Raw genomic sequence first — 23,529 nt, 5'->3', positions numbered from 1 at the left:
TTTATTTAATGATTAAAATCCAAGGTTCAAACTAATGGCATATACACGTTGCATCGGATAATCATAGTTGTTTGTACTACCATTTTCCGGGTCAAAGCCATATTTCGTAGCAGGTGAAATCGTAAATAAATTCTGACCACTCAACACTACCTGACATTTATAAAGCCATTTGATGTTCTTCAACAATACTGAACGAAAATCATAACCCAACTGAAGCGATTTCAAACGGATATAACGTCCGTTGACCAACCAGAAGTCGGAGGTAACATAGTTATTATTTCCATTCACACTCGAGTTCATCGCTATTCTCGGAAATTTAGCATTCGTATTATCCGGCATCCAATAATCCAGCTGATAAGGATACACCATAGTATAACCACCGGTTGATTGTCCGCGTACCACATCTTCAATATACATGTCACGTGAAGTTGCTCCCTGGAATAAGATATTGGCAGAAAATCCCTTCCAGGAAAGATTGGCATATATACCATAGTTGCCGCGCGGAAAACTGTTTTTCCCGATACGCCACTGGTCGGCACCGTCAATGAATCCGTCACCATTCATATCTTTATAAATGATATCACCGGCAACCAGATTGGAAGAACCGTCGCGACGGGGTAAATTCAATGTCTGATCAGAGTTCTGGTAATATCCCTGGTTCGTATAACCCGTACCATAATATCCGGTCTGCTGAACAGCTCTCAGATAGGGATTCTTCTGATTTGCCAGGTCTTCGTCCCAGGCAACGGCTACCAACTGATCGAAATAAGTAAAGTTAGCACCTACCTCATAATTGAAATCACCCGCATGGTCTTTCCAGGAAAGATTAAATTCATAACCGGCACGGCGGTGTTCGCCATTAGACTTCACTTTCGGAAGAGATAATCCCAACGGATCTGCATAGCCGACATTAGAAGGTGATGTCAGAAAACCTGTCGTTTTCATATAAAAATAGTCAAAGCTACCAGACAGACGTTCTCCCAATGTATTAAAGTCGAAACCAATATCAGTAGAGTTAATCGTATACCAGGTTATATCGTCACTGATCAAATCTCCCTCACTGAAAGTCGGAACAATTTTACCATCCAATACATAACCGCGTTCTGTCAAACCATAAGATGTCAAATAGCTAAACCGGCTTACATCTGCCATCCCGACCTGGCCATAACTGGCACGAAGTTTCAGGAAATTCAATATATTACGTTCTTTCAACGGCCTGAAAAAATTCTCTTCCGATACAGCCCAGGCTGCAGATCCGGAAAAGAAATTACCCCAGCGGCGATCTTTCGGAAACAAGTCACTGCCATCATGGCGTAAAGAACCTTCTATATAATATTTTTTCTTATAATTATAAGAAGCCCTGGCCACCAAGCCGGCACTTCCTCTTTCCCATTCATTACCACCGTTTTCCATTGTATCAGAAGGTCCGGCCCCCATCTGGTCGATCATAAAAACATAATTTTTACGTTTGGCATCGAAACCTCGTCCAAAAGCGTAACTTTGCTCATATCCCAATGTGGCTGACACGTTATGCGTTTCGTCCAAAAAGGAACGATTGTAATCTACAAAGTACTGCATTGTCCACATACGATTGTTGGAAGTTGTATATTGCAAGCTAACAGGAAAATCCGGCCCTTTATTTCCCTCTAAATCATATTGGGGAGCAGTCTTGTTCCATTCTTTGGTATCATACATTCCAAAACGGTAATTACCTCCCACTTTTACCTTCAATCCTTCCACACCGTATACATTCCATTCGGCATTAAAAAGACCGGTAATCATCTTGTTATCAAACTTAAAATAACCGGATTCAGAAGAGACTTCAGCAACGGGATTGTCGTACCCTACATAGATCTGTCCGTCTTTATTATATGCTAATCCCATAGGTCCCTGATTCTGGATGTGTCCCCAGGTTTGCCAGTAGCCGGTTGAATATTGGGAACGTGGAGTTTGCATAGTCGAAATATAACCATCCAAACCAAACGTCAGTTTCAATCCCAGATCCTTAAACTCCGATACTTCATTCATTCTGACATTGTATCTTTTAAACCATTCCGTATCGGCTTTGTACATCGACTTCTGGTCGTATGCCTGAAAAGAAACATAATACTTATTAAATTCCGAACCACCACGTACTGCCAGCGAATGCTTAGTTTCCGGAGTTAAATTACGCAGCATGATCTTTTGCCAGTCCGTATTCGGATAATTATACGGATCAGATCCCGTACGGTATTTTTCGATTTCCTCATCTGTCCAGCGAGGTTCCAAACCATACAGATTACGTACAGTATTATCGAATGATGCCCGTTCGTATGAATCCAGTTTCTTTTCCAAATAAGTCGGTTCACTCCAACTCTGGTTAAAACTATAATCTACACGAAGACCTTTCAAACCATTCTTCGTCTTCACCACCAATACGCCATTTCCGGCACGTTGTCCGTATACGGCAGCAGCAGCGGCATCTTTCAAAATAGACATTGATTCGATATCGTCTGAGTTTAAATTAACAAAGTCATTATACTCTGAAACAAATCCATCGATAACAACAATAGGCGTTCCGCCACCACGAATAGAAACCGTGGATTGTTTATTCAAACCACCACCGGCTGAAGTAACGATCAAACCTGTAGCACGCCCCGCCAACGCATCTGTTACGTTAGCTACCGGTACGTTTTTCATTTTCTCAGCATTCACAGTCGAAACCGCTGAAGTAAGATTACGTTTTGAGTTGGTACCGTAACCGATCACAACGACTTCTTCCAGTGCTTTCGAGTCTTCCTTTAGTGTGATATTCAATGTTGTTTTATTACCTACAACCACTTCCTGTGTTGTGTAACCGATAAAAGAGACGACCAAAACCGGAGACTTTAGATCTCTCAGATCCAGGGAGAATTTTCCGTTCATATCGGTCGTTGTACCTATACCTGCCTGATCTTTTACCAGGACATTGGCACCGATAACTGGCTCGCCGAAGTCGTCGAGAATCGTTCCGGTAACAATCGTATTAGGTTGTGACTGTTGCTTTACTTCTTCTTTCTTAAATAAAACGATATGTCTGTCCGTTATTTTGTATCCCAACGATTTGTTACGGAGCAATACTTCCAATACTTCATCTATGGATTTGTTCTTCAGATCGACGGAGACTTTCTCATCCAGGTTCACCTCATTCAGTTTATACACGAAGGTAAACTCTGACTGGCTCTCTATGGAATTTAACACCTGAAGGATCGTTCCATTCATTTCAAGGTTCAATTTTGTTACCTGGGAATAGGATAATGCGGCTGTGGCTTCCCATAAACAAACAAAGAGGAACAATAAGGCTAATTTCGTTACTTTTAAAACTTGATTGCGTGTCTTATGAGAAATATTTCCCTCATTCATAGAGCTTTTTGCCCCATGAAACACTCTAATTAAATGTTTATTCATACATTTGCAAAATCTAGTTGATTATTTATGGCAATTGGTAGTTGCCTTTTACTTAAATGATCTGCGCTTAGAGCATAAATTGGGGATGTTGGTAGCATTCCCAATTTTTTTAACTGTTTTACGTACTGTTCATGGTCTTCAATTAATTTTTAAGGTTCAACAATCGTTTATCTGATATACACATCCCTATCCTTTATCTCAAATTTATATCTCATCGAGATTTGAAGGATAGACAATATTTCCTCCAGCGACTCCTTATGCGTAAATTGTGCCGTCAGGAATACATCTTTCATTGATTCGTTTTTCAAATGAAACTTCACACTAAAAGAACGTTCCAGTACACTGAGGATTTCTCCGAATGTGATTTTTTCGAAAAAGAAGTCACCTGTCATCCACGAAGTATAGGAAGAGGTCCTTACCGGACGTACTTCGATACTTCCACTCTGCTTATCGAACAGGGCCTGTTCACCCGGAATCAAAATCTCATCGGGTGTCGGGGTACTGTTTGTATCAGTATATAATGCAACCGAGCCTTTAACCAGCGTCGTTTCGATCAAATCCGAATCCGGATCTGCCCAGATATTGAATTCTGTTCCCAGAACTCTCACATGCATGCCCTCCAGGTTTACAATAAAAGGTTTCTCTTTATTCTCGGTTACATCAAAGAACGCTTCACCCGTCAACTCAATCTGCCTTGTTTTACTATCAAACACTTCAGGATACCGGATATGTGAATTTCCATTCAGCCAGACAACGGTACTATCCGGCAACAAAACCTGTGTCTTTGAACCTATCATGGAAGTAACCTCCAGATAAGCCAACGGCCTCGGTTCCGTATACATCTTATATAAGAAAGAAGAAACGACCAGCAAGGCAACCGAAGCAGCGATCGATGCATATTTCCAGACGGAAGAAACACCCATTATGATCGTATCCGAATTCATTACCCGCTGCCATAGTCTATCGTAGACAACATCCGGTTCTGTTTTAACCGGTTTAAACCGAATGCGTCCTATAATCTCTTCGTCTCTTCTATTTTTTATATCCGACATCTTTTTTTATTATGATAATTATCCTGTTCACTTATATAGATGACAGCTTCCGGAAAAAACCCTAATAAAGAATTTCATTTTTAACATTTTAATGAAAGGGGCAGAAAATTATATATACGGATATACACCTTTCGGCTTTTTTATATATATTTGTTTCGTGCTTAAAAAGCAAAGCGTTGCGGCACATTCACATGTTAAAAACATAAGCGTTAATGATATTATCCTAAATACGAAATCTAGACAATTTCATAGTAACCGGGTAGTAGACAACAAACGCTCATGTTCTTTATCTTGTTATATACGTACGTATACCCATGGGTGTACCTATATATCAAATAAAGAGCGTGGGTATGTTGTTTGTATCGGTTACTAAGGTAGTCTAGAACCTCGTATTTAGGTACATTCAGCAGTTCCCACGCTTTCTTTATGTTCAATCCGGACAGGGAATTTTCGGATAAGCAAATAGGTCTACCTTATGAAAAGCAAACGTCCATCATTGATTCATCCTATATATCCATTTGATTTACAGGAACATTACTCTGCCATTTATTTTATTAAAAACACAGAGAACAAACTGCACGTAAAAGAAAAGCCGTATATTTACTCCTGTAAAAACTGCTTTTTCCTTAGTATCGAGATAAACCACTGAACGCAGTACGTATGAAATTCAAAATGAGCGGATACACGAAATCATCCTTGATTGATAAAATCACCAAGGGAGACGAAAAAGCCTTTCGTCTGCTTTTTGACATGTACTATCAGCAGTTGTTCCATCAAGCTTTTTATTACCTGTCATCCAAGGAACAAGCTGAAGAAGCGGTATCCGACGTATTCTTTATTATATGGAAGAAAAGAGAGACGCTGGATAAAATAGAAAATATTGAAAGCTACCTGTATACCTCCGTAAAACATCAGGCATTACATTATATCCGCCGGACGAACGAGCCGGAAAAAGCTCCGTTGGATCTGTACCATATCGAAGTGATACCGGACAACAATAATCCTGAATCCAGACTACTGGATGAGGAACAACGGGAACTGATACAAAAAGCGATCAACTCTTTACCGGAAAAGTGCAGGGAAGTATTCAGATTGTTTCTTTCCGATAAACTTAAACAGAAAGAAATCGCCACTTTGCTGGAAATATCACAAAAAACGGTGGAAGCCCATATTGCTACCGGCTATAAGAAAATACATGCTTATCTGAAGAAAAGGTATTGACTCATGAAATATAATATACATACAACTCTCATTCATTCCGACAGGCAAAATGTCAAATGTGTCAAAATGCTATTTCAACCTATGTCTGGAGCGATTATACCAGCAAGGGATGGAACTGATGAATTTTACTGTATTCTCCGAGGGTTTAGGTTTATCAAACAGGATGCTTTATGACAAAATAACAGAACAGATAGATAACATTTACCCCTATATTATATCCATTTATTTTACAAATCAGATATTTCCATTACTTATAACACTCTATTTTCTAACTTTTTCACAGACACTCCAGAGATAAATACTGCTAGAAAACATACTATTCAAGCTAAAAAAAGCATCAGTCTATCCTTCGCGCAACTACTTTTAACACTTTTTTCGTCTTAAACGAATCACCTACTCATTTAAAATGAAAAAAAATTCGTTTTAAACGAACTGACTATTTTTCCAAAATTTGTTTTAGAAAACGATTCCGGGGAATATTTGTTAATTATTGTAACCGAAAAATTTCTAAAAGCATTCTTCCAGAAGATCACCCGTAACCCATTCAGCAATATATCTGACATATTAATACAGAAATAGGAAATACGAAATCATTTTGCCAAGATCAATTTTCAGTAAACAGAATAACCTATGGCTATATTCAAAATAAACTCATTCAACCGGGGTAGTCTGAAAAGTGAAAGTGGATACGACATCGTCCGACGTACGGATAGTCAGGACAAAATCGTATGCTTTTCCTTTCTCAAACTTTATTTTAGGGGTTAGTCTCACATTTGTTTTGCCATAAGGGGACAGAGAAGTCAATTTAGTTTGTCCGATCTCCTTCCTGTTTCCATCCTGAAGCTGTTCCAGTTTCAGAACGGCAGGTCCGGAAGCTACCTGACCAAAATTCTCCACCACTACATGTATATCCTGACTGTCAGAAGCAAATACCGGCAGACGGGCAGAAAGGATCGGGTCGTTATAGCTGATCCAGGGCAAACGGGCATATCCGTAAAGTAATTTGCCGGAAGTCGTTTTTCCCAATAATTTAGGGGCGAACTCTTCGGCCGTTATGCCGTTACCCTTTGCATCGAATGTGACGATCAGGTCTTTCCCGTCATTCTTCGTGCTCTGCACCCGGCAACCTCTGCCATGATTGACCTCGGTAGATGCGCCGAAACGCAAAGAAGCCAGGTCGATATCCGTCTGCGGGTTAAAACCTTCCTCGGCAGTGATCTTTACACGGATCGTTTTTGTTTTATCCGTAACGGGAGCAGCATCGAGAACGGTCAGCAACAGACCCGGATTCAACGGGATACTTATATTCTTGGAACTATGATTGTCATTTGGCAGGTCTTCATTTTTCAAGGTATCGATCACAGCGAAATTAGCCTGAATGGCACGGCCGTATTTATCCTGCAATATCTTGATACGCTCGTACTTGAACCAATTTTCCACCTTACCGTCTTCATGTACGGATATGCCCGGTAGATAAGCTTCCCCCGGATCGGTTACCCAGTTCACACCGTCTTTTGAACGAAGATAAAAGGCGATACGGCCCAGCCAATCGTTTACGATCAGGTGATACTGGATATGGTCGCGCCACACGACAGGATCTTCAAACTCACCCTTTACCGGAGGGTATACCCGTTTATCCGTAATCTGGTTGTAAGGGGAAAGTCCGGTTTGGCTGATCCATACGCCCCCTCCCCGGCAGACCATCAGGTAAGAGCCATCCTCACGCCGGGCGAATGTCAGGTTTGAAAGGCCCTCTATGATCCGGCGGTCGCGGTTGTCGAAATCAAACTTCTTACGGGTCCACGGACCGTTCAGGTCATCCGCCAGATAATAACCGTCGATGACATAGACGACCACACGCCCGTCTTTCAGGCGGAAGGCTTCCGGATTATGTCCCGGTCCGATCGTATCTTTGATGATGAAAGGGCCTGTCGAATTGTCGCATACAGCATGATAGACTGTCGAGTTAGGCCAGAACATATGCCCTTTCGGCGAGTTCTCCGGCCATCCGCAGACATACAGATGGTATTTGTTATCCTTCTCTTTCAGGATATTACCACCCCAATAGGAACGGACATTGTCTTCAATCCCGTTATCCACATAACGCGGAACCACCTCCTTGGCTCCCCAGACATCGGCACTCAGTTTTCCGGCAGGCATGGGAAGAAAGCGGTCTATGAACCGGGCACCTTCCACCAGGTTATCCCATTCGGCAGGACGCGGCCTTTCGGTTATCTGTGCAGTCAGACTTTGCGTTCCGATACAGAGAGCGGCAGATGTACACAATAATAAAGAATAGAGTTTCATAGTATTAATTATTAAGCTTTTAATACCTCAAATGTATAACTTTTATATATTGTATACAGCCGGTTATATGAAAAAAAACTACGCAAAGGTTTGCGTAGTTCCTTCTCCCGGTACACCTGAGACAGGTGAGCAGCATAACTAAGCCAGCCACCTGACAGAACTATATCAGGTGGCTGGGAATATATAGCTAAGAAATACTATTTGACAACCGGTTTCTCCTTCAATGTTCCTCCTTCATTATACGTTTGGTTATTAGGCAAACCTTTCTTTCCGGTACCGTCTTCCATCAGTTTCTTCAACTCATCCAAATGGGATTGATAGACGTTTCTGGGCTTGACACCATATTTCTTGCAGATAGAGGTAGCCATTCCGACCACTTCCCCCATCATTCCCGTTGTACGCATAACACGGACAGTTCCCAAAGCAACATGAGTCACGCTTATATTACGGCCTGCCATAAACAGATTGTCGATATTCCGGGAATACAGGCAGCGGTAAGGAATCGGATACGGATAAATATTGATGTGTTTGGCAATCGATTTGAATTCCTGCCCCGGGAAGTTCTTCGTGTTAGCGGGATCGGGATAGTGTAAATCGATACTCCAGGTCGTAGCGGCTGTCCCGTCTTCATGCATCACGTATTTACGGAGGTCGTCTTCCTTCAATATATAATCTCCCATCAGACGGCGGGACTCACGTTTGCCGGACACATAGGCGACCCAACCCAACTTACGGTTACGGTATTGGGAGTTATCCTTCATACGGTTCTTCAGGTAGTTCCAGTTGGAATATACGACCAATAATCCGTAATCACGTATGCGTTCGAAATCTTTTATCTGGTCATAATTCATTCCTGTCTCCCAGGTCCATTCTCCCATCATCACCTTTTCGCAATTCTCTTCGTTAAATTCCACACCGTAGTTGAAGTGAGAAAATGCAGAAGGCTTTTTATTATCGACCGAATACCATTGGACCGATGCACCCATTGTCATTTTATCCGGCTTCTCCGGTGCGGTATTTTCACCGAATTCTTCCCGGCTCTCACGACCCATACGATAATCGGCACCTGCCAGGTAACCGATCGTTCCGTCACCTGTACAATCCGAGAATAAAGGAGCCTTAAATTCGAGTTCTTCGCCGCTTTCAATATGTTTGGCCACGACCGAAGTAATATTATTGCCATCCTTCGCGACACCGATAGCACGATAATTGAGGAAAAGAGTTATATTCTTTTCGTTTGCCAGCCAGTCCAGCTTCTTCCGGTCTTCATAATAATCCGCCGGTTGTGCATTTCCTCCGCGGGTCGGTCCAAATTCTTTCTGCAGGTTTCCCAGTTCTTTGCAAGGACCTGCCTCGATACGGCCACCCAGATGTACACGTATCTCCGAACTGTTGTTACCTCCGACAACGGGACGGTCGTTGATCAACGCGACCTTGCATCCGAGCCGGGCAGCGGATACCGCCGCACTCATCCCTGCAATCCCGGCCCCTATGACAACCAGGTCATACTGTCCTGCGAGGGCAGGCGTATCAGGCAAACCCAATGCCTCGCGCCGGAAAGCTTCCAGCTCTTTTACATCTGAAGGCGGCACTTTCCCCTCTTCCGTCGTAAAATAGATTGCATCGCAACGGCCGTCGAAACCGGTCAGGTCCTGCAGCTTCAGGACAGTCTTCCGATCCTTGACGGATATTTTCCCGGCAACCTGCCACATCCAGGCTGAACCTTCGGCTCCCAGGGGAGAAATCAACTTTTTGTTTCCGACAGACAGGCTGAACTTGCCGGGGCCTTCCCCGTCTTTCCAGGGAGAAGTCCAGTTATACGTCCGGACATAAGCATAATAGGTTCCTGTTTCGGGGAAAGTCACTTCCGTATAAGCATCCTCCACCGGTTCACCCATGCCATGTGCCAGCAGGTAAGGCGACCCCATCAGGTCCATGAACTGCTGGTCGACAACCCAACCGCCTTTATGAGTGAAGCTCTCGGCTTCGACGAACAGATCGGCGGCACGTATCGTTCCAAAACTCAATAATAAAAAGAATGTCAGTACTGTTTTCATGATACATATATTTACATTAGTCTAATTTATCAGCATCGGGAAAGCCGGGTTTACCCACACCCTGCCGCATCAACGTCTGCAAATCCGGCAAATACATTTCATATATCCCTTTGGGATACGTGTCGAACTTTTTACACAACGAAGCCGCCATGCCAACCACTTCTCCCATCATTCCACCGGTACGCATCACCCGTACCGTTCCGAGTGCGACATGTGTCACGCTTATATTCCGGCCTGCCATGAACAAATTTCCGACATTTCTCGAATACAGGCAACGGTACGGAACGGCATAGGGTTTTATCTCCTGCACATCACAATAGGACAGAAACGGTTCTTCGTCCATTCCCGCTATCGGTTTAGGATAATGCAGGTCTACTCCCCAAGTCGTCGTAAAGGTAGCATCTTCATAAGAAATATTCTCCAGCAAATCCTGTTCACGCAAAACGATATCTCCCAGCAAACGACGGGACTCACGTTTTCCGCCGATATAAGCGACCCATGCCAATTTCTTTCCGGCAAACTGTTCTTTCTTACTGCTTTGATTTTTCAGAAAGGCCCAATTACCATAAACGGCACGAAGGGCATGGTCTCTGATATATTCAATCTCCGTGATCTGATCTCTGTCGAGACCAGCTTCCCAATCCCAGTCGCCCCGCGTGGCGGGAACACAGGTTTCCTCTGTGAAGCGGATAGCCCACGGGCAATCAGGGAACCCGGAACGGTCAGGCGCATCCTCCGCATACCATTGTACAGACGTTCCCATGACCAACCGGTCGGCTTTTAAGGGAGCTCTGGGTTCACCCGTTTCATCCTTGCTTTCCCTGCCTACCCGATAATCGGCTCCGGCAAGGAATCCTACTTCACCATCCCCCGTACAATCAGCAAATAAACGACCTCTAAAGATATATTCTTTTCCGGAAATAATGCTTTTCCCGATCACAAAAGTAATCCTATCCCCTTCTTTTCTAAGATCATACACCTGCATATTCAGGAATAAGCTGAGGTTTTCCTGCCCCTGCAACAAAGATTGTTTTTTCTCATCCTCATAATTTGTCGCCGGGCCTGCATTATGGATTTTCTTTTCCGGGTGACGCTGTAAAATCTCCCGGATCTGTTTACTTCTTGCCGACGATGGGTCTTGTTTCGCTTCCCAGTCGTTCCAATGCCCCACAACGCCGAACTCATCAAGCAAATTGCCCAGGTTAGGGTACGGCTGGCTGGCAATCAGCCCGGAAAGACCGACACGGACTTCCGAGCTATTGTTCCCACCCAACACCGGACGATTCTGTATCAATGCGACCTTACAACCCAGACGAGCAGCACTGAGAGCTGCACAGCATCCTGCCATACCGCCGCCAACGACAACCAGATCATATTCACCCGCCTCTTCCGGTTCAGCAGGCAACCCCGACATCTTCCGGCGAAAATCAGCCAATTCATTTCCTCCGTCCGGGGGTAGTAAATCCAGCGAAGATGTCAGAAAAACAGCGTCGCACCTGCCTTCAAAACCTGTCAGGTCATGAAGTTCCAGATTATTTTCACCGACCTTCAGCAGAACTGTTCCTCCATCCTGCCAATGCCAGACCGCCTTTTCCGTCCCGAAGGTCGTACGCAAAGCTTTTCCATTCAACAGCACTTCAAAACGTCCCGGAGAACCGGGCTTATCCCATTGCTTCACCCAATCCCTGGTTCGTACCCAGACACGATACTCACCAGCCTCCCGGACCTGCAGGAGAGTCGAGGCATTTTCCACCGGGACTCCCATCCCGTGTGCCAGCAGATAGGGAGACCCCATTTGCCCCATAGACTGGTTATCCAGAACCCATCCGCCTTTTTTGTCAAAGCTTTCCGCTTCTATGAAAAGGTTATCCGCTTTTAAACAAGGAGAGAGTATCATGCATATTATAATCCACCATTGTTTCATAAAAATCGACATTTATTATTACTAATAGCATAAGAAGACTATAAGATCAACTGTCCTTCTTCTTTCAATCTTTTTCTCAGATACGAAGTATCTATCAGGAAAGAAAAGGCATTTTATCTTCCTTTTACGAAAAATAAAATACCTTTTACCTTTCTGATCAATAATCCGGATTTTGTTTCATATTCGGATTGATCAGAATCTCAGTCGTAGGTATCGGCCACAAATACTGGCGATTGTCCCACTTCTTCTGTGCCACAACAGCAATCTTCCCCGCTGCCTCTATTTTGGAAAAATCGGCCAGGCCATTCTCGTCGATCTCCGGAGCAAAAGGCCAGAACCAGTCACCCTGGCTGACTACTTTCTCTATCAGCAGTGAAGCCGGATAAAGCATCATATAGACCTTCTTGCTCATTACTTTATCCATCAGCTTCCAACGCATCAGGTCCATGTAACGAAGTCCTTCCTTGGCAAACTCCACCCGTCTTTCCATACGCAACTGAGACCTCAACGTATTCCGGTCGGTAGAAGTAAACGCCGGATATTGACCTACGGCAGATTTATCGACACCGTAAGCTCTTGCCCGAACTTCATTCATGGCATCCAGTACAGACTGATCGATCTGATTCAATTCGATCTTTGCTTCCGCATACATCAACAAGACATCCGCATAGCGAACGATAATCTTATCAGGATCAATATTATAAGCATTTTCCAGGCAACTTTCATCCATTCCCTTTTTCCATACCAGGCCATTGTAGGAAGCATACTGAGCGACTGCACGGCTATCGTTGTTCTTGATCATCGTACCTGTGTTATAATTCATTACTTCCAACGCTTCCGGATGGGGGTTGAACTCTATCCCCAGAAAAGTCTCACCAAACGGAACGATCGTCATGGACAAGCGGGGATCACGGTTCTTAAACGGGTCATGGGGATCGAACAACGGAGATTCATCAATCGGCAATCCGTCCGTACAGGTATACGAAGCGAACAATTCCCAGGTCGGATTCGGGACCGCATATCCGCCGGAATTCCGGGGCAACCAGCCTCTCACATTCATTACGACATTATATTCAACGGAACGGGGAATCAGGAAAACAGACTCTTCCGCATTTTTAGTACTTGTCAGGAATAAGTTCCTGTAATCTTTATGCAAAGAATACACTCCTAAATCCATAACAGCCTTCGTTGCAGCAACGACCACCTCGTAATCGCCCATATAAAGTGCATACCGGGCCTTCATTGCCAGAGCCGCGCCTTTCGTGGCCCGCTGGACTCCGGAATAGGAAACGGGCAAGGTTTCCGCAGCGGTATCGAACTCGTCATACACAAATTGTTTTACAAGGGCAATATCCGTGCGTCCCATCGCCATCCCTTCCTCTATGTCGATATCGGTCTCTACCAGAGGGATATCTCCGAACTTCGAGGACAATTTCGCATAGGCACATGCCCTGTGAAAATGGGCTTCAGCAACAAAACCATTGATCTTCGATTCAGAAGCTCCGGCCTCGACGGCACGGTGTGCTTTCAGAATAACCCCGTTGGCACGGGAAACGACTTTATATTGTTTGGACCACAAGTCCGTCACCTTATCCGTCTGCCCGTTCAAGGTTGCATTCTGAAAAGGAGTCAGGGACTCGCGATAGATATTATCGTCAGACCAATCGGTATTACCCTCTTCATCCAACGGCCAGAATGCATCTCTATACAATTCGTTGACAGCCATTTCTATCTCTATCTCGTTGGAATACCAGGTTTCTGTCGAGCCATAAGACAACGGGTTCAAATCCAAATCATGGCAGGCAGTAAGCAGCGTGATACCGCTGAATAAGCAAACTATTATATTATTTCGTTTCATGGTCTTTTTCATTTAAAAATTAACAGATACACCTAACAGCACCGACATCGTAATAGGATAGCCCGTCGTACTTACTTCAGGGTCCCAGCCGCGAGGGTATTTACTCAGGCAGAACAGATCATTGCCGGAGAGATAGAACCGGACAGACTCCATGCTTATCTTCTTCGTCCATACGCCAGGAAGCGTATAACCTACCGTCAGATTCTTCATTCTCAAATAACGTCCGTTGAACATCCAGTAATCTGACATGCTCATATTGGCATCCACGCTATTACGTGTCAGGCGGGGATACTTCACCCCTGCATTTTCCGCAGCCGTATTGTTCGAACTCCAATAATCACCTTCCAGGATGGAGGGGAATCCGCCCCAGTTCGTATTCAATCCTTCGATCATATTTCTGCTGATACGGGAATTCTGACTACCTACTCCCTGGAACATCATTGAAAAATCAAAGCCTTTATAGGAAGCCGAGAAATTCACGCCGAACATGTAGCGGGGAAGAGAACCTCCCAACAATACGCGGTCGTATTCAGAAGATATTTTACCATCGGGCACGCCGTCCGGACCGGAAATATCTTTATATTTGATATCGCCAACCGTCACGTTATTATTCAGTTTCGGTGAATTATCCACCTCTTCCTGTGTCTGGAACAACCCGTCGCTGATATAACCATACCATTCGTCGAACTGGCTGCCTTCCATCTTCACCTTCTCTCCCAGAAATTCAGTACCTCCCAGATTACCCATCTTCGAGATGAAATCAGATAAATTGGCCGAAACGGAATATCTGAAATCGCCCACCTGGTCACGCCATCCTATTTCCAGATCATAACCGGTCGTATGCATATTGCCCGTATTCACACTCGGGTTGTCGTATCCGATGAACTTGGGTATTTCGAGGGCCAGCAGCATGTCTTTGGTCTTTTTCTTATAGAAGTCTCCGGAAAAATGTAAACGTCCATCCAGGAAATTAGCGTCCAGACCGATGTCCCATGTCTCTGTCGTTTCCCAGGAGATATTACGCACAGCATAATATTGCTGGGCGGCACTCAACAGGGAGTTCAGGGAATTTCCGCTATAAAACAAGGCTGAACCAAAATTCAGAGCAGACTGATACGGATAATAATTCTGTACGGTGCTGCTGTTTTTAGTCATCGTGATACGTTCGTTGCCCAACGTACCCCACGAACCTCTTAACTTCAGGAACGAGAGCCAGTTCCAGTTCAGGTTCTTCATAAACTGTTCTTCACTGACAACCCATCCTGCCGAAAGCGATGGGAAGTTAGCCCACCGGCTGTCAGGGGCAAAGCGGGACGAACCGTCACGACGGAAATTCACCTGCAACAGGTAACGGCTGGCATAACTATATGCTATACGGCCAAAGAAAGAACGATAGGCATATTCTTCGGCGTTGCCTCCATTGTCCCTCAAATTCTCCGGACCAATATCCAGATAAGGGAAATTCATCAGTTCATACTGGTCGCGGGATGCGCTCAGGTTTTCCCAGAATGCGTAATAATCTTCATACCCAATCATGGCGGAAAGATCATGTTGTCCGAATGATTTATTATAATTAGCGAAAAACTGAGTGGTTACATCGTAACTGTCATTCCTGTTCTCGGTCAACTTGGTCGTCGTAAAACCATTCATATATCCCTTTACTGTATTAGGATCGTTGGCATAAGTAAAAGGAACCTGTTTACGGAAACTTTTTACTTTATCGAAGTTATAGGTCGGGGCGATCACGCCAGATATCTTCAGTCCTTCGATCGGAGAGATATCGATAGCCGCCTTACCGCCCAAACGGTTATACCAGGAAGTCTTCAGACCTCCGTCGGTGATCATAGCCAATGTGTTCTCGCCGTCTTTCACATCTCCCCACATCCCGTTGCTCCACCGGGCCGCATAAATAGGCGGAGTAGCACGATATTGCAGGTCCATCGGGTTTCTATGCGGTTCCTCTGACTTGGAGCGTTTGAAATTCACATCTAAATGAGCTTCTATATATTTGTTGATCTTAAAGTCGTTATTGACCCGGATCATGTAACGCTCATAGTTCCGGTTCACATAGATACCGTCTGTTTTATCATACCGGAAAGAGGCTTTTGTCTGGACGACTTTACTACCGCCGGCGATATTGATCGAATGCGTCTGGCGGGGTGCTGAGTTCTTCAGGATCTCATCCTGCCAGTCGGTGATTGGATAGGCATCCGGATCGGTCGCATTGTTTTTTATCCAGTTGTTGACCTGGTCTTCCGAATAGGTCTGATACCAACCTCCTGCATTATTATCGTTATAACGCAGTTCATTGACCATTTCCATAAACCTTTGGGCACCTACATATTCAGGTAGCCGCGTAGGCATCTCCCAGCCATATTCAAAATTATAATTGAGTGACAGATCGTTTTCTTTTGCCCGTTTCGTCGTGATCACAATCACACCTGCCGCAGCCCGCGAACCGTAAATAGAAGCGGAAGCCGCATCCTTCAATACGGACATGCTTTCCACGTCATCCGGATTTACCTGGTTGATATCGCCGGGAACCCCGTCGACAATGACCAACGGACTCGATTCGCCGATAGTTGTCACACCACGTATCTTGATAGATGCCGTAGCTCCCGGAGCACTGTTGTCACGCGTAACCAGAACGCCAGAGGTCGCCCCTTGCAAAGCGGTGGACAACTGCGTTGTCTTCCGTGCAGACAAGGACTCTCCCTTCAGGGTTCCGACAGCTCCCGTCAGGTCTTTCTTTTTCATGGTTCCATATCCGACAACGACTACCTCATCCAATAATTCGGAGTCTTCCTCCAGAGAGATGGTAAAGCTGGATCTGTCTTTCACCTGAATATCTTTTGAGACATACCCTATATAGGAAACGCTCAACACGGCATTCGGGTTAACGGACAAAACAAAATTACCGCTCATATCGGTAATCGTACCGTTCGTTGTTTCCTTTTCTACGACGTTCGCCCCAATGACCGGGTCGCCGTTTGCATCGATCACTTTTCCGCTGATCTTCTTTTGCTGGTTCACATTTTCCGCCAATAACGGCCTATTGGATAACACGATCTGTTTATCGACAATACGGTATTGCACGTTGGTCCCTCCAAACAAGATATCTAATAGTTCATTTATATTCTTATCGTGCACATCTACATTCACTTTCCAGTCAATATCCACAGACTTATCCGTGAACAGGAACGAGAAATCCGTTTCTTTTTCTATCTTGTCCAACACTTGCTCTACAGTAGCATTCTCCAGCTTCAGATTGATAACCGTATTCTGTGAATACAAATTTTCTGCATGTAGCTGGGCGATCATGACAAATAACAAGAACAGACCGATTCTCATAACACGCATTGATTTAGGTATACATCGGGGGATATCCCCATTGGATTGTTTTAGAATTTTCATAACTTTGTACTTGGATTTTTAATTAAACTAATTAGGCCCGATTGGTCTCGGACTTAATTTTTTGATTTGGGGACAGGTATAAGTTGGCGCTTATGCTTGTCCTTTTTTTTACATGGATCTTTTTCTTATATAACCTCCTTTCTTTAATCGGTTTATAGCTTCATTTTAACCAAATATCTATACGCTGACGCGGATAGGATGAGTCCTGCAACTGTTTTGTCTCCGCTATTTTCCATTTCATCGGAGCAACCAGTTTCAGGTAATCGAGTATCTGGGTTATACTTTCCGTAGAGAACGATGCCCGGCATTTATAATCGATATTCGTTCTCTTATGCATAACTATATCTACATTATAACGGCGTGAGAGCTGTTTCACCACCTCATCCAGCGAAGTGTTCCGGAATATCAGACGTCCGTCTTTCCAGGCCGTCTTTTCATCCACATTGACCGGGCGGATCGATAACTTCTGGTTCGATCTGTCATAATAGGCCAACTCACTCGGTTTCAGCAATACGGATTGCTTATTCATAATGACATCAACCAATCCCGTCTCGAGCGTCGTTTCAATCCACTGTTCATCGCCATAGGCATTTACATTGAACTTCGTCCCATGTGCCATTATTTTCATATTGTCATTTACAGATACATAAAAAGGGTTCTGTTTATCCGACTGTACTTCAAAATATCCTTCTCCCGACAAATAAACATTTCGCTCATTTCCTGTGAAACGGGACGGATAACGGAGTGAACTACCGGCATTGAGCCATACCTTCGATTTATCCGGCAATTCCATTTTCGTTATAACTCCCGGAGCAGAAACGACCTCCAGGTAAGATACCTCTTTATCATTTTGCATCTGGCCGATATACAAATAAGATAATATCCCCGTCGACAAAATAAAGGGTAATAACAAGACTGCCGCAATCCGTAAGGCACTCCTGACAAGTCTTTGTTTTCGGGAACCGGAGGCTATTCTCCGCTGATTCCTCAGAAAGGCCCTTCCTATATTATAATTCTCATAATCAACAATATCGTCATTGATCGCTTTTGCGAGAAGGAGGTATTCTTTTATATCTTTGTTATCTGGTTCCATTTTATTTCTGTTTATTACTAGACACACCAAAAGGGAAAAGAGGACACCCGAATTCTATTTTTCTTTCAAAAAAGTAAGGTTTATATTTTCTCATTGCTATCTTTGTTTGACAAAAGAAAGAGATTCAACGCATATTTATCCGTGGAAAAAGCTGTAACTGAAAACATAGACTATCTCTTATGGAGTATCTCCAATAACGATGACCAGGTCGCATACCGTTCATTATTCGAACAGTATTACGTTTCGTTATGCCAATTCGCCAGACGATATATCGACGATCAGGAAACGCGGGAGGATATTGTACAGGATGTGTTTTTCACCATCTGGGATAAAAGAAAAACGATCACCCCTTCCGTCTCCGCCAAGAACTTTCTGATAACATGTGTCAAGAACCACAGCCTGAACTACCTGCGTAACCAGGGATACAAACGGGAATATGAAACAGTTATCCAAAAGAACATCCCTATATATTTCGAGAATCAGGATGATCTTTATACATTGCAGGAACTGCAGCACCTGCTGAACAAAACGCTCGAAAAACTTCCTCCCGAATACAGACTGGCTTTCGAGCTGAATCGTTTCGAGAATAAAAACATTGAAGAAATAGCAGAAATAATGGGCGTCTCCACCCGGACTGTAAAAAGATATAAGAGCAAGGCGATAGAAATACTGAAGGAAGAGTTAAAAGATTATTTGCCTTTGTTCATGTTGTTCACTTCTATTTTCGACAAATAGCCGGGAACCGGACTCAATAATTTACTGAGACTGTACTCATGCATTCACTGGCACTGACTCCATACATTCCCTACCGGTAACTCCATACCGGAGTTAACAGCAGGGAATATAAAAGAACAAACTGATTTTTAAATTATACGTTTATTTATACTCCAGCCAGGCCGTAGCTTTCGTATCCGCATCCGTGGAGAAGCGAATCCAACACCCCTGGAACTCTTCCGGAAATTCATACGCCCATTTTTCTCCAGCCTTCACCTGCTGTAATTTATATTCCATCCAGTCTCCATTTCCTGTCGGGTCTACCTCGATAGAAAACGTCACATCCTTATCAGATTGATGGGATAAAACTAACTGCTTCCTGTCATAGAGGCCGATCAGATAAGGATCGGACGGGATACCGGCCTTTACATCCGTATCTTTCCACGGGCCACCTTTACCTACCGGTTTACCCAGCTGCCACAGATCGTCGATAACTCCGACCCATACGGCAGCCTTACCGTCATCGGAAACGAGAATGTGTTCATTATCTTTTCCTTCTTCCGGCTTTACTCCTGTAAGAATAAGCATTCCGCGATAAGAGGCGTAGTCGTTGATGCGATAGTTATGAGTCGATACCGGGCGTATTTTGGCATAGCCATCCGCATTCTCGGCCGGAAGTTCATAGAACGTTCCCATACAAGAGAACAGGTCACGCTCAGTAGCCACTTCCCGGCAAACACGGAGTTCTCCCCGATTAGTCAACGATGCATAGGCCTCATCACCCAAAGGCAAACGCCATCTGCGTCCTAAATCGTCGACAATTAAAACGGAACTGTTCTCTATTGAAACGACCTGTTGCGGAATGGCAAATTTAGTTCGGATGAAATCAGCAACAACAGGATCGTCCTTACGGACCAGTTCGAGCTTCTCTCCCATTTCATAATAACCGGTTTCCGCAACCCGGCCATTCGTAACGGTATTTGCCAATACTCCCAGGGCACGACGGTTATCTCCCAGACCGTACAATAATCCGCCCGTCAGGTTTGTTTCCGCAGCAGAAGCCAGGCCCTTATACATAGCAGCAGGTTGCGAAGAACGGGTATCGGGTGTGGTATATGAGAAACTTACCGTCGCCAACGTATTCTTATCCGCTTTTACACGGATCCATTCTCCTTTATCTGTAGCGGTAAATAGTACACAGGCCGCTTTACCCGGCTTCACGGTTACAGCCCTTAACCTTTTCCATTCGTTCGTACCTGTTGCATCGACTTCATAGGTAAAGGTCACCGGTTCTTTTCCTTCATTTTTGATCCAACCGGTACGATTCGCCCAACCGGCAAACAGGAAGGGTTCGGAAGCCTCATTCGCTTTGATACTTTCTTTGGCCCAGACCGCCCCTTCAGCCGTAGCCGGCCCCAGTTCATCCGGTTTTGTGAAAGAGGTAAACCACAAATTGGAGTTAGACTGTCCCGGTCCTTCTATATTTCCTTTTGCTTTTCGTTTATTCAGAAATTCCTTTTGAGCAGAGTCGTCGCAACCAAATACCAACCGGTCATTCCATCGGGTAAAATCGCCGATTACTTTGAGATAAGCTGACCGCGGACGGATACCGGCACTGTTTTCCGCAGTAAACTGTCCGGGAAAACGCCAGAACAGACCATGCATCGTCATCAGGTAATCCGGATTGGTTTCCGTCCCGACATTGCGGATTCGCGGCCATTCCGTATTCCATCCGTGAGCCCCATCATAACTATGGCTTGCTTTCGGAAGACGGTAGAACGACCAGCCTTTCTTCGCATCGCGTACTCCCAGTATAACTGATTTATGATCCCAGCCGGTCGCCCATAACGGATCGGTCTCCGGATTCGTATTTCCGTAAATGCCGCCCGGTCCCGTCACTTCCACGAACTGATTCCGGCGAACTGTTTTCCAGTCTTTGCCATCCCATTCCGCCAGGACACCGGCTTCCACGTCAAACTTTTTCAACGCTTCCTGGGTGCCTTCCCCGTTATTGGTAAAGAGCATGACACCCTGGCCGGAATAGAGCCCTTTCCCATGTACTCCGGGTAATAAGGCGTTGATCGGACCGGCATCCGTATCATTCTTTTTCTGTTTCTTGTTATTTCCGTCCTGATACAGTTCTTTTACCTCCAGCGTATTGACATCTACTTCATAAAAGCCTTCTTCCATCGTCCCGTAATAGATTTTACCTGCCGGGTCCGTCAGATGACGGGCATTTCCGGTATGGCGTCCCGGCATCGTCTGGTAGGGTATCACACGAACTTTTCCGGTTTTATCAATGGCATACGGACCTATGAATAACTGATCGCTTTCTTTATGTATCATACGGTTCGCCGGGGTTCCCCCTATGCTCTCGTCACGTACGATCTGCCGGAAATCCGGTGTCACTTCATACAATTTGTCGGATGATCCGTTCGGCAAATGAGGTCCATAGGTTATGACCCACAAGCGGTCTGCCCAGGGAACAACCGCCCCGGTTCCACACTCTCCCTCATTGTTATAATATGCCAGACGCGGATAAATGCCGGAAACGGAATCCGGGATTCTTTTGGTTTCTTTCTGCGCTGAACAACTCATCACCGATAGTACAGCCATCAGACCTATCGTACTGTTTAATTTCATCTTCATCTTCTTTTAATTATTTCTGAAAATAATGTTTATACAGAGGCTCTCCGGCCAGGTTTTCATTTGAAAAGCAGAGAAGAGCCTCTGGTATTTAATAGTGCTAACCTATTCTTATCAATATCCCGGATTCTGTTTCAGGTTTTCATTGATCAGCACCTCTTTCGTCGGGATCGGCCAGAGATACTGGCGGTCGTTCCACATACGCTGAGACATCGGGGCTATCAATCCGGCTTTCTCCATAGCGGAAAAGTCAGGGATTCCATCTTCGTCTACCTGTGGAATGCCGGGCCAGAACCACAAACCTTTATTCACCACTTTCTCCTGTAACAGATTAACAGGATACAACATACCATAATTCGGCCGTGTCAAAGCCTTGCCTGCAATCTTCCATCTGACCAGGTCCATATAACGCAATCCTTCTTTTGCAAACTCCACACGCCGTTCCGTGCGCAAGATCGTCCGTAGTTTCTGCTGGCTGGTCGTAGTTACTGCCGGGTAGGCACTTATATTGGTATAGTCGACACCATACGCTCTTGCACGTACCCGGTTGATCGCATCCAGAACCGATTGATCGATCTGATTCAATTCGATCTTCGCCTCCGCATACATTAACAGAACGTCTGCATAACGGATAATAATCTTATCCGGGGCCACATCCTTCCCGTTTTCCAGCCATGTTTCATCAATTCCTTTTTTCCATAATAATCCGTTGAAAGAAGCGAACTGGGCATTCACACGGGCATCATTGTTCTTTTGCATTTTGCCGGTATTATAGTTCATTACTTCCACGGCATCCGGATGAGGGTTATATTCAAATCCCAGATGCGGAGTTCCAAATTCGACAATAGTAGCCGTACAACGGGGATCACGATTCTTGAACGGATCATGCGGATCGAATAAAGGAGATTCATCGACAGGCAATCCATCCGTACAATCATACGCTGCAAGCAAATCCCATGAAGGGGCGAAAGCTCCCCAGCCTCCGGTATTTCTGGACACCTCATTCATCACCGTCCAGTTACCCAATGTTACTTTATATTCGATAGAACGAGGAAGTAAGAATATGGATTCCTCCGCATTTTTTGTCGAGGTCAGGAAAAGGCCGGCATAATCCGGATACAACTTGTAAATATTCAAATCCATACATTTCTTTGTAGCGTCTGCTACAATATCCCAGTCTCCCATATACAAGGCAAAGCGGGCTTTCAATGCCAATGCAGCCCCTTTTGTGGCACGTTGGGAAGAGACACCTGTATATTTTTCAGGTAATCCCTCGATCGCCTTATCATAATCGGCATAAATCTTCGGTATAATTTCTGATTTCGGAGTACGTCCGAGCTTGAATGCCTCCTCTATATCGACCACTTCCGTCACATAAACGACATCTCCGAAATAAGTGACCAGCCTCGCATAACAGGAAGCTCGCTGGAATAAGGCTTCGGCTTCGTATTGTTTCAGCTTTACCTCCGATATTCCCATACTTGCCGCCTTATCCATATTTGCCAGGATCGTATTTGCCCGGGCAATCGATTTATACTGGTTGGCCCATAAGGTCGTTACGTCGCCACTCTGCCCGTTAAAAGTACCTTTTATGATCTCCGAAGGAGTTTCCCGATAAATGAAATTGTCCGTTTTATCTTCATTGTCCAACGGCCAGAAGTCATCGCGGTAGAACCCCTTAACAGACATTTCTATTTCCGTTTCATTGGAATACCAATTTTCACTGGAAGCCTGTGAAAGAGGATTCAGATCCAGGTCATTGCAAGAGTTTAATCCCAAACAACATCCTAATAATATAATCAATGTATGTTTCATCT

Annotated in this window: 12 protein-coding genes; 2 read left to right on the top strand and 10 right to left on the bottom strand. The window is 44.6% G+C overall.

What is annotated here, in order from left to right; genetic code table 11:
- Positions 1–12: 12 nt before the first annotated feature.
- Complete coding sequence (locus tag DWX23_RS09360) at positions 13–3,381, bottom strand: TonB-dependent receptor (protein WP_233587559.1); 3,369 nt, start codon at positions 3,379–3,381, stop codon at positions 13–15.
- Positions 3,382–3,593: 212 nt separating this feature from the next.
- Complete coding sequence (locus tag DWX23_RS09355) at positions 3,594–4,478, bottom strand: FecR family protein (RefSeq protein WP_122374279.1); 885 nt, start codon at positions 4,476–4,478, stop codon at positions 3,594–3,596.
- 660 nt (positions 4,479–5,138) lie between these two features.
- On the opposite strand from DWX23_RS09355, the gene DWX23_RS09350 reads away from it, so the two are divergent.
- Entirely contained in the window at positions 5,139–5,699 is a 561-nt protein-coding gene (locus DWX23_RS09350; protein WP_199673258.1) for an RNA polymerase sigma factor, read from the top strand.
- A gap of 651 nt (positions 5,700–6,350) precedes the next feature.
- Here the strand turns inward: DWX23_RS09350 and DWX23_RS09345 are convergent.
- The 6 genes from DWX23_RS09345 to DWX23_RS09320 form a co-directional block, all read right to left on the bottom strand.
- A complete protein-coding gene (locus tag DWX23_RS09345; RefSeq protein ID WP_122374278.1) occupies positions 6,351–8,006 on the bottom strand; it encodes a glycoside hydrolase family protein in 1,656 nt (551 codons plus the stop codon).
- Positions 8,007–8,203: 197 nt separating this feature from the next.
- On the bottom strand, positions 8,204–10,063 hold the full coding sequence (locus DWX23_RS09340; protein ID WP_122374277.1) for an FAD-dependent oxidoreductase: 1,860 nt from the start codon (positions 10,061–10,063) through the stop codon (positions 8,204–8,206).
- Between the two features lie 16 nt (positions 10,064–10,079).
- Positions 10,080–11,987 carry an FAD-dependent oxidoreductase gene (locus DWX23_RS09335; RefSeq protein ID WP_122374414.1) on the bottom strand — a complete coding sequence of 636 codons (1,908 nt, stop codon included), beginning with the start codon at positions 11,985–11,987 and terminating at the stop codon, positions 10,080–10,082.
- A gap of 157 nt (positions 11,988–12,144) precedes the next feature.
- Positions 12,145–13,845, bottom strand: a complete 1,701-nt coding sequence (locus DWX23_RS09330; RefSeq protein WP_122352384.1) for a RagB/SusD family nutrient uptake outer membrane protein — start codon at positions 13,843–13,845, stop codon at positions 12,145–12,147.
- 12 nt (positions 13,846–13,857) lie between these two features.
- The gene (locus DWX23_RS09325) at positions 13,858–17,259 is read right to left on the bottom strand and encodes a TonB-dependent receptor (RefSeq protein WP_122374276.1); all 3,402 of its coding nucleotides are present in this window, start codon (positions 17,257–17,259) and stop codon (positions 13,858–13,860) included.
- Positions 17,260–17,419: 160 nt separating this feature from the next.
- Complete coding sequence (locus DWX23_RS09320; protein WP_122374275.1) at positions 17,420–18,352, bottom strand: FecR family protein; 933 nt, start codon at positions 18,350–18,352, stop codon at positions 17,420–17,422.
- 141 nt (positions 18,353–18,493) lie between these two features.
- Between DWX23_RS09320 and DWX23_RS09315 the strand changes: the two genes are divergently transcribed.
- Positions 18,494–19,087 (top strand): RNA polymerase sigma-70 factor, encoded by a 594-nt coding sequence (locus DWX23_RS09315; protein ID WP_122352604.1) that lies wholly within the window; start codon positions 18,494–18,496, stop codon positions 19,085–19,087.
- 141 nt (positions 19,088–19,228) lie between these two features.
- On the opposite strand, the gene DWX23_RS09310 is transcribed toward DWX23_RS09315, so the two are convergent.
- Positions 19,229–21,709, bottom strand: a complete 2,481-nt coding sequence (locus DWX23_RS09310) for a hypothetical protein (protein ID WP_122374413.1) — start codon at positions 21,707–21,709, stop codon at positions 19,229–19,231.
- 117 nt (positions 21,710–21,826) lie between these two features.
- Positions 21,827–23,527, bottom strand: coding sequence for a RagB/SusD family nutrient uptake outer membrane protein (locus DWX23_RS09305; RefSeq protein ID WP_122352381.1), 1,701 nt, complete (start codon positions 23,525–23,527; stop codon positions 21,827–21,829).
- Positions 23,528–23,529 lie beyond the last annotated feature (2 nt).

Origin of the sequence: Parabacteroides sp. AF18-52 (assembly GCF_003479145.1) — a bacterium.
Lineage (GTDB): Bacteria > Bacteroidota > Bacteroidia > Bacteroidales > Tannerellaceae > Parabacteroides > Parabacteroides faecis.
This window is presented reverse-complemented; position numbering and strand designations above follow the sequence as displayed.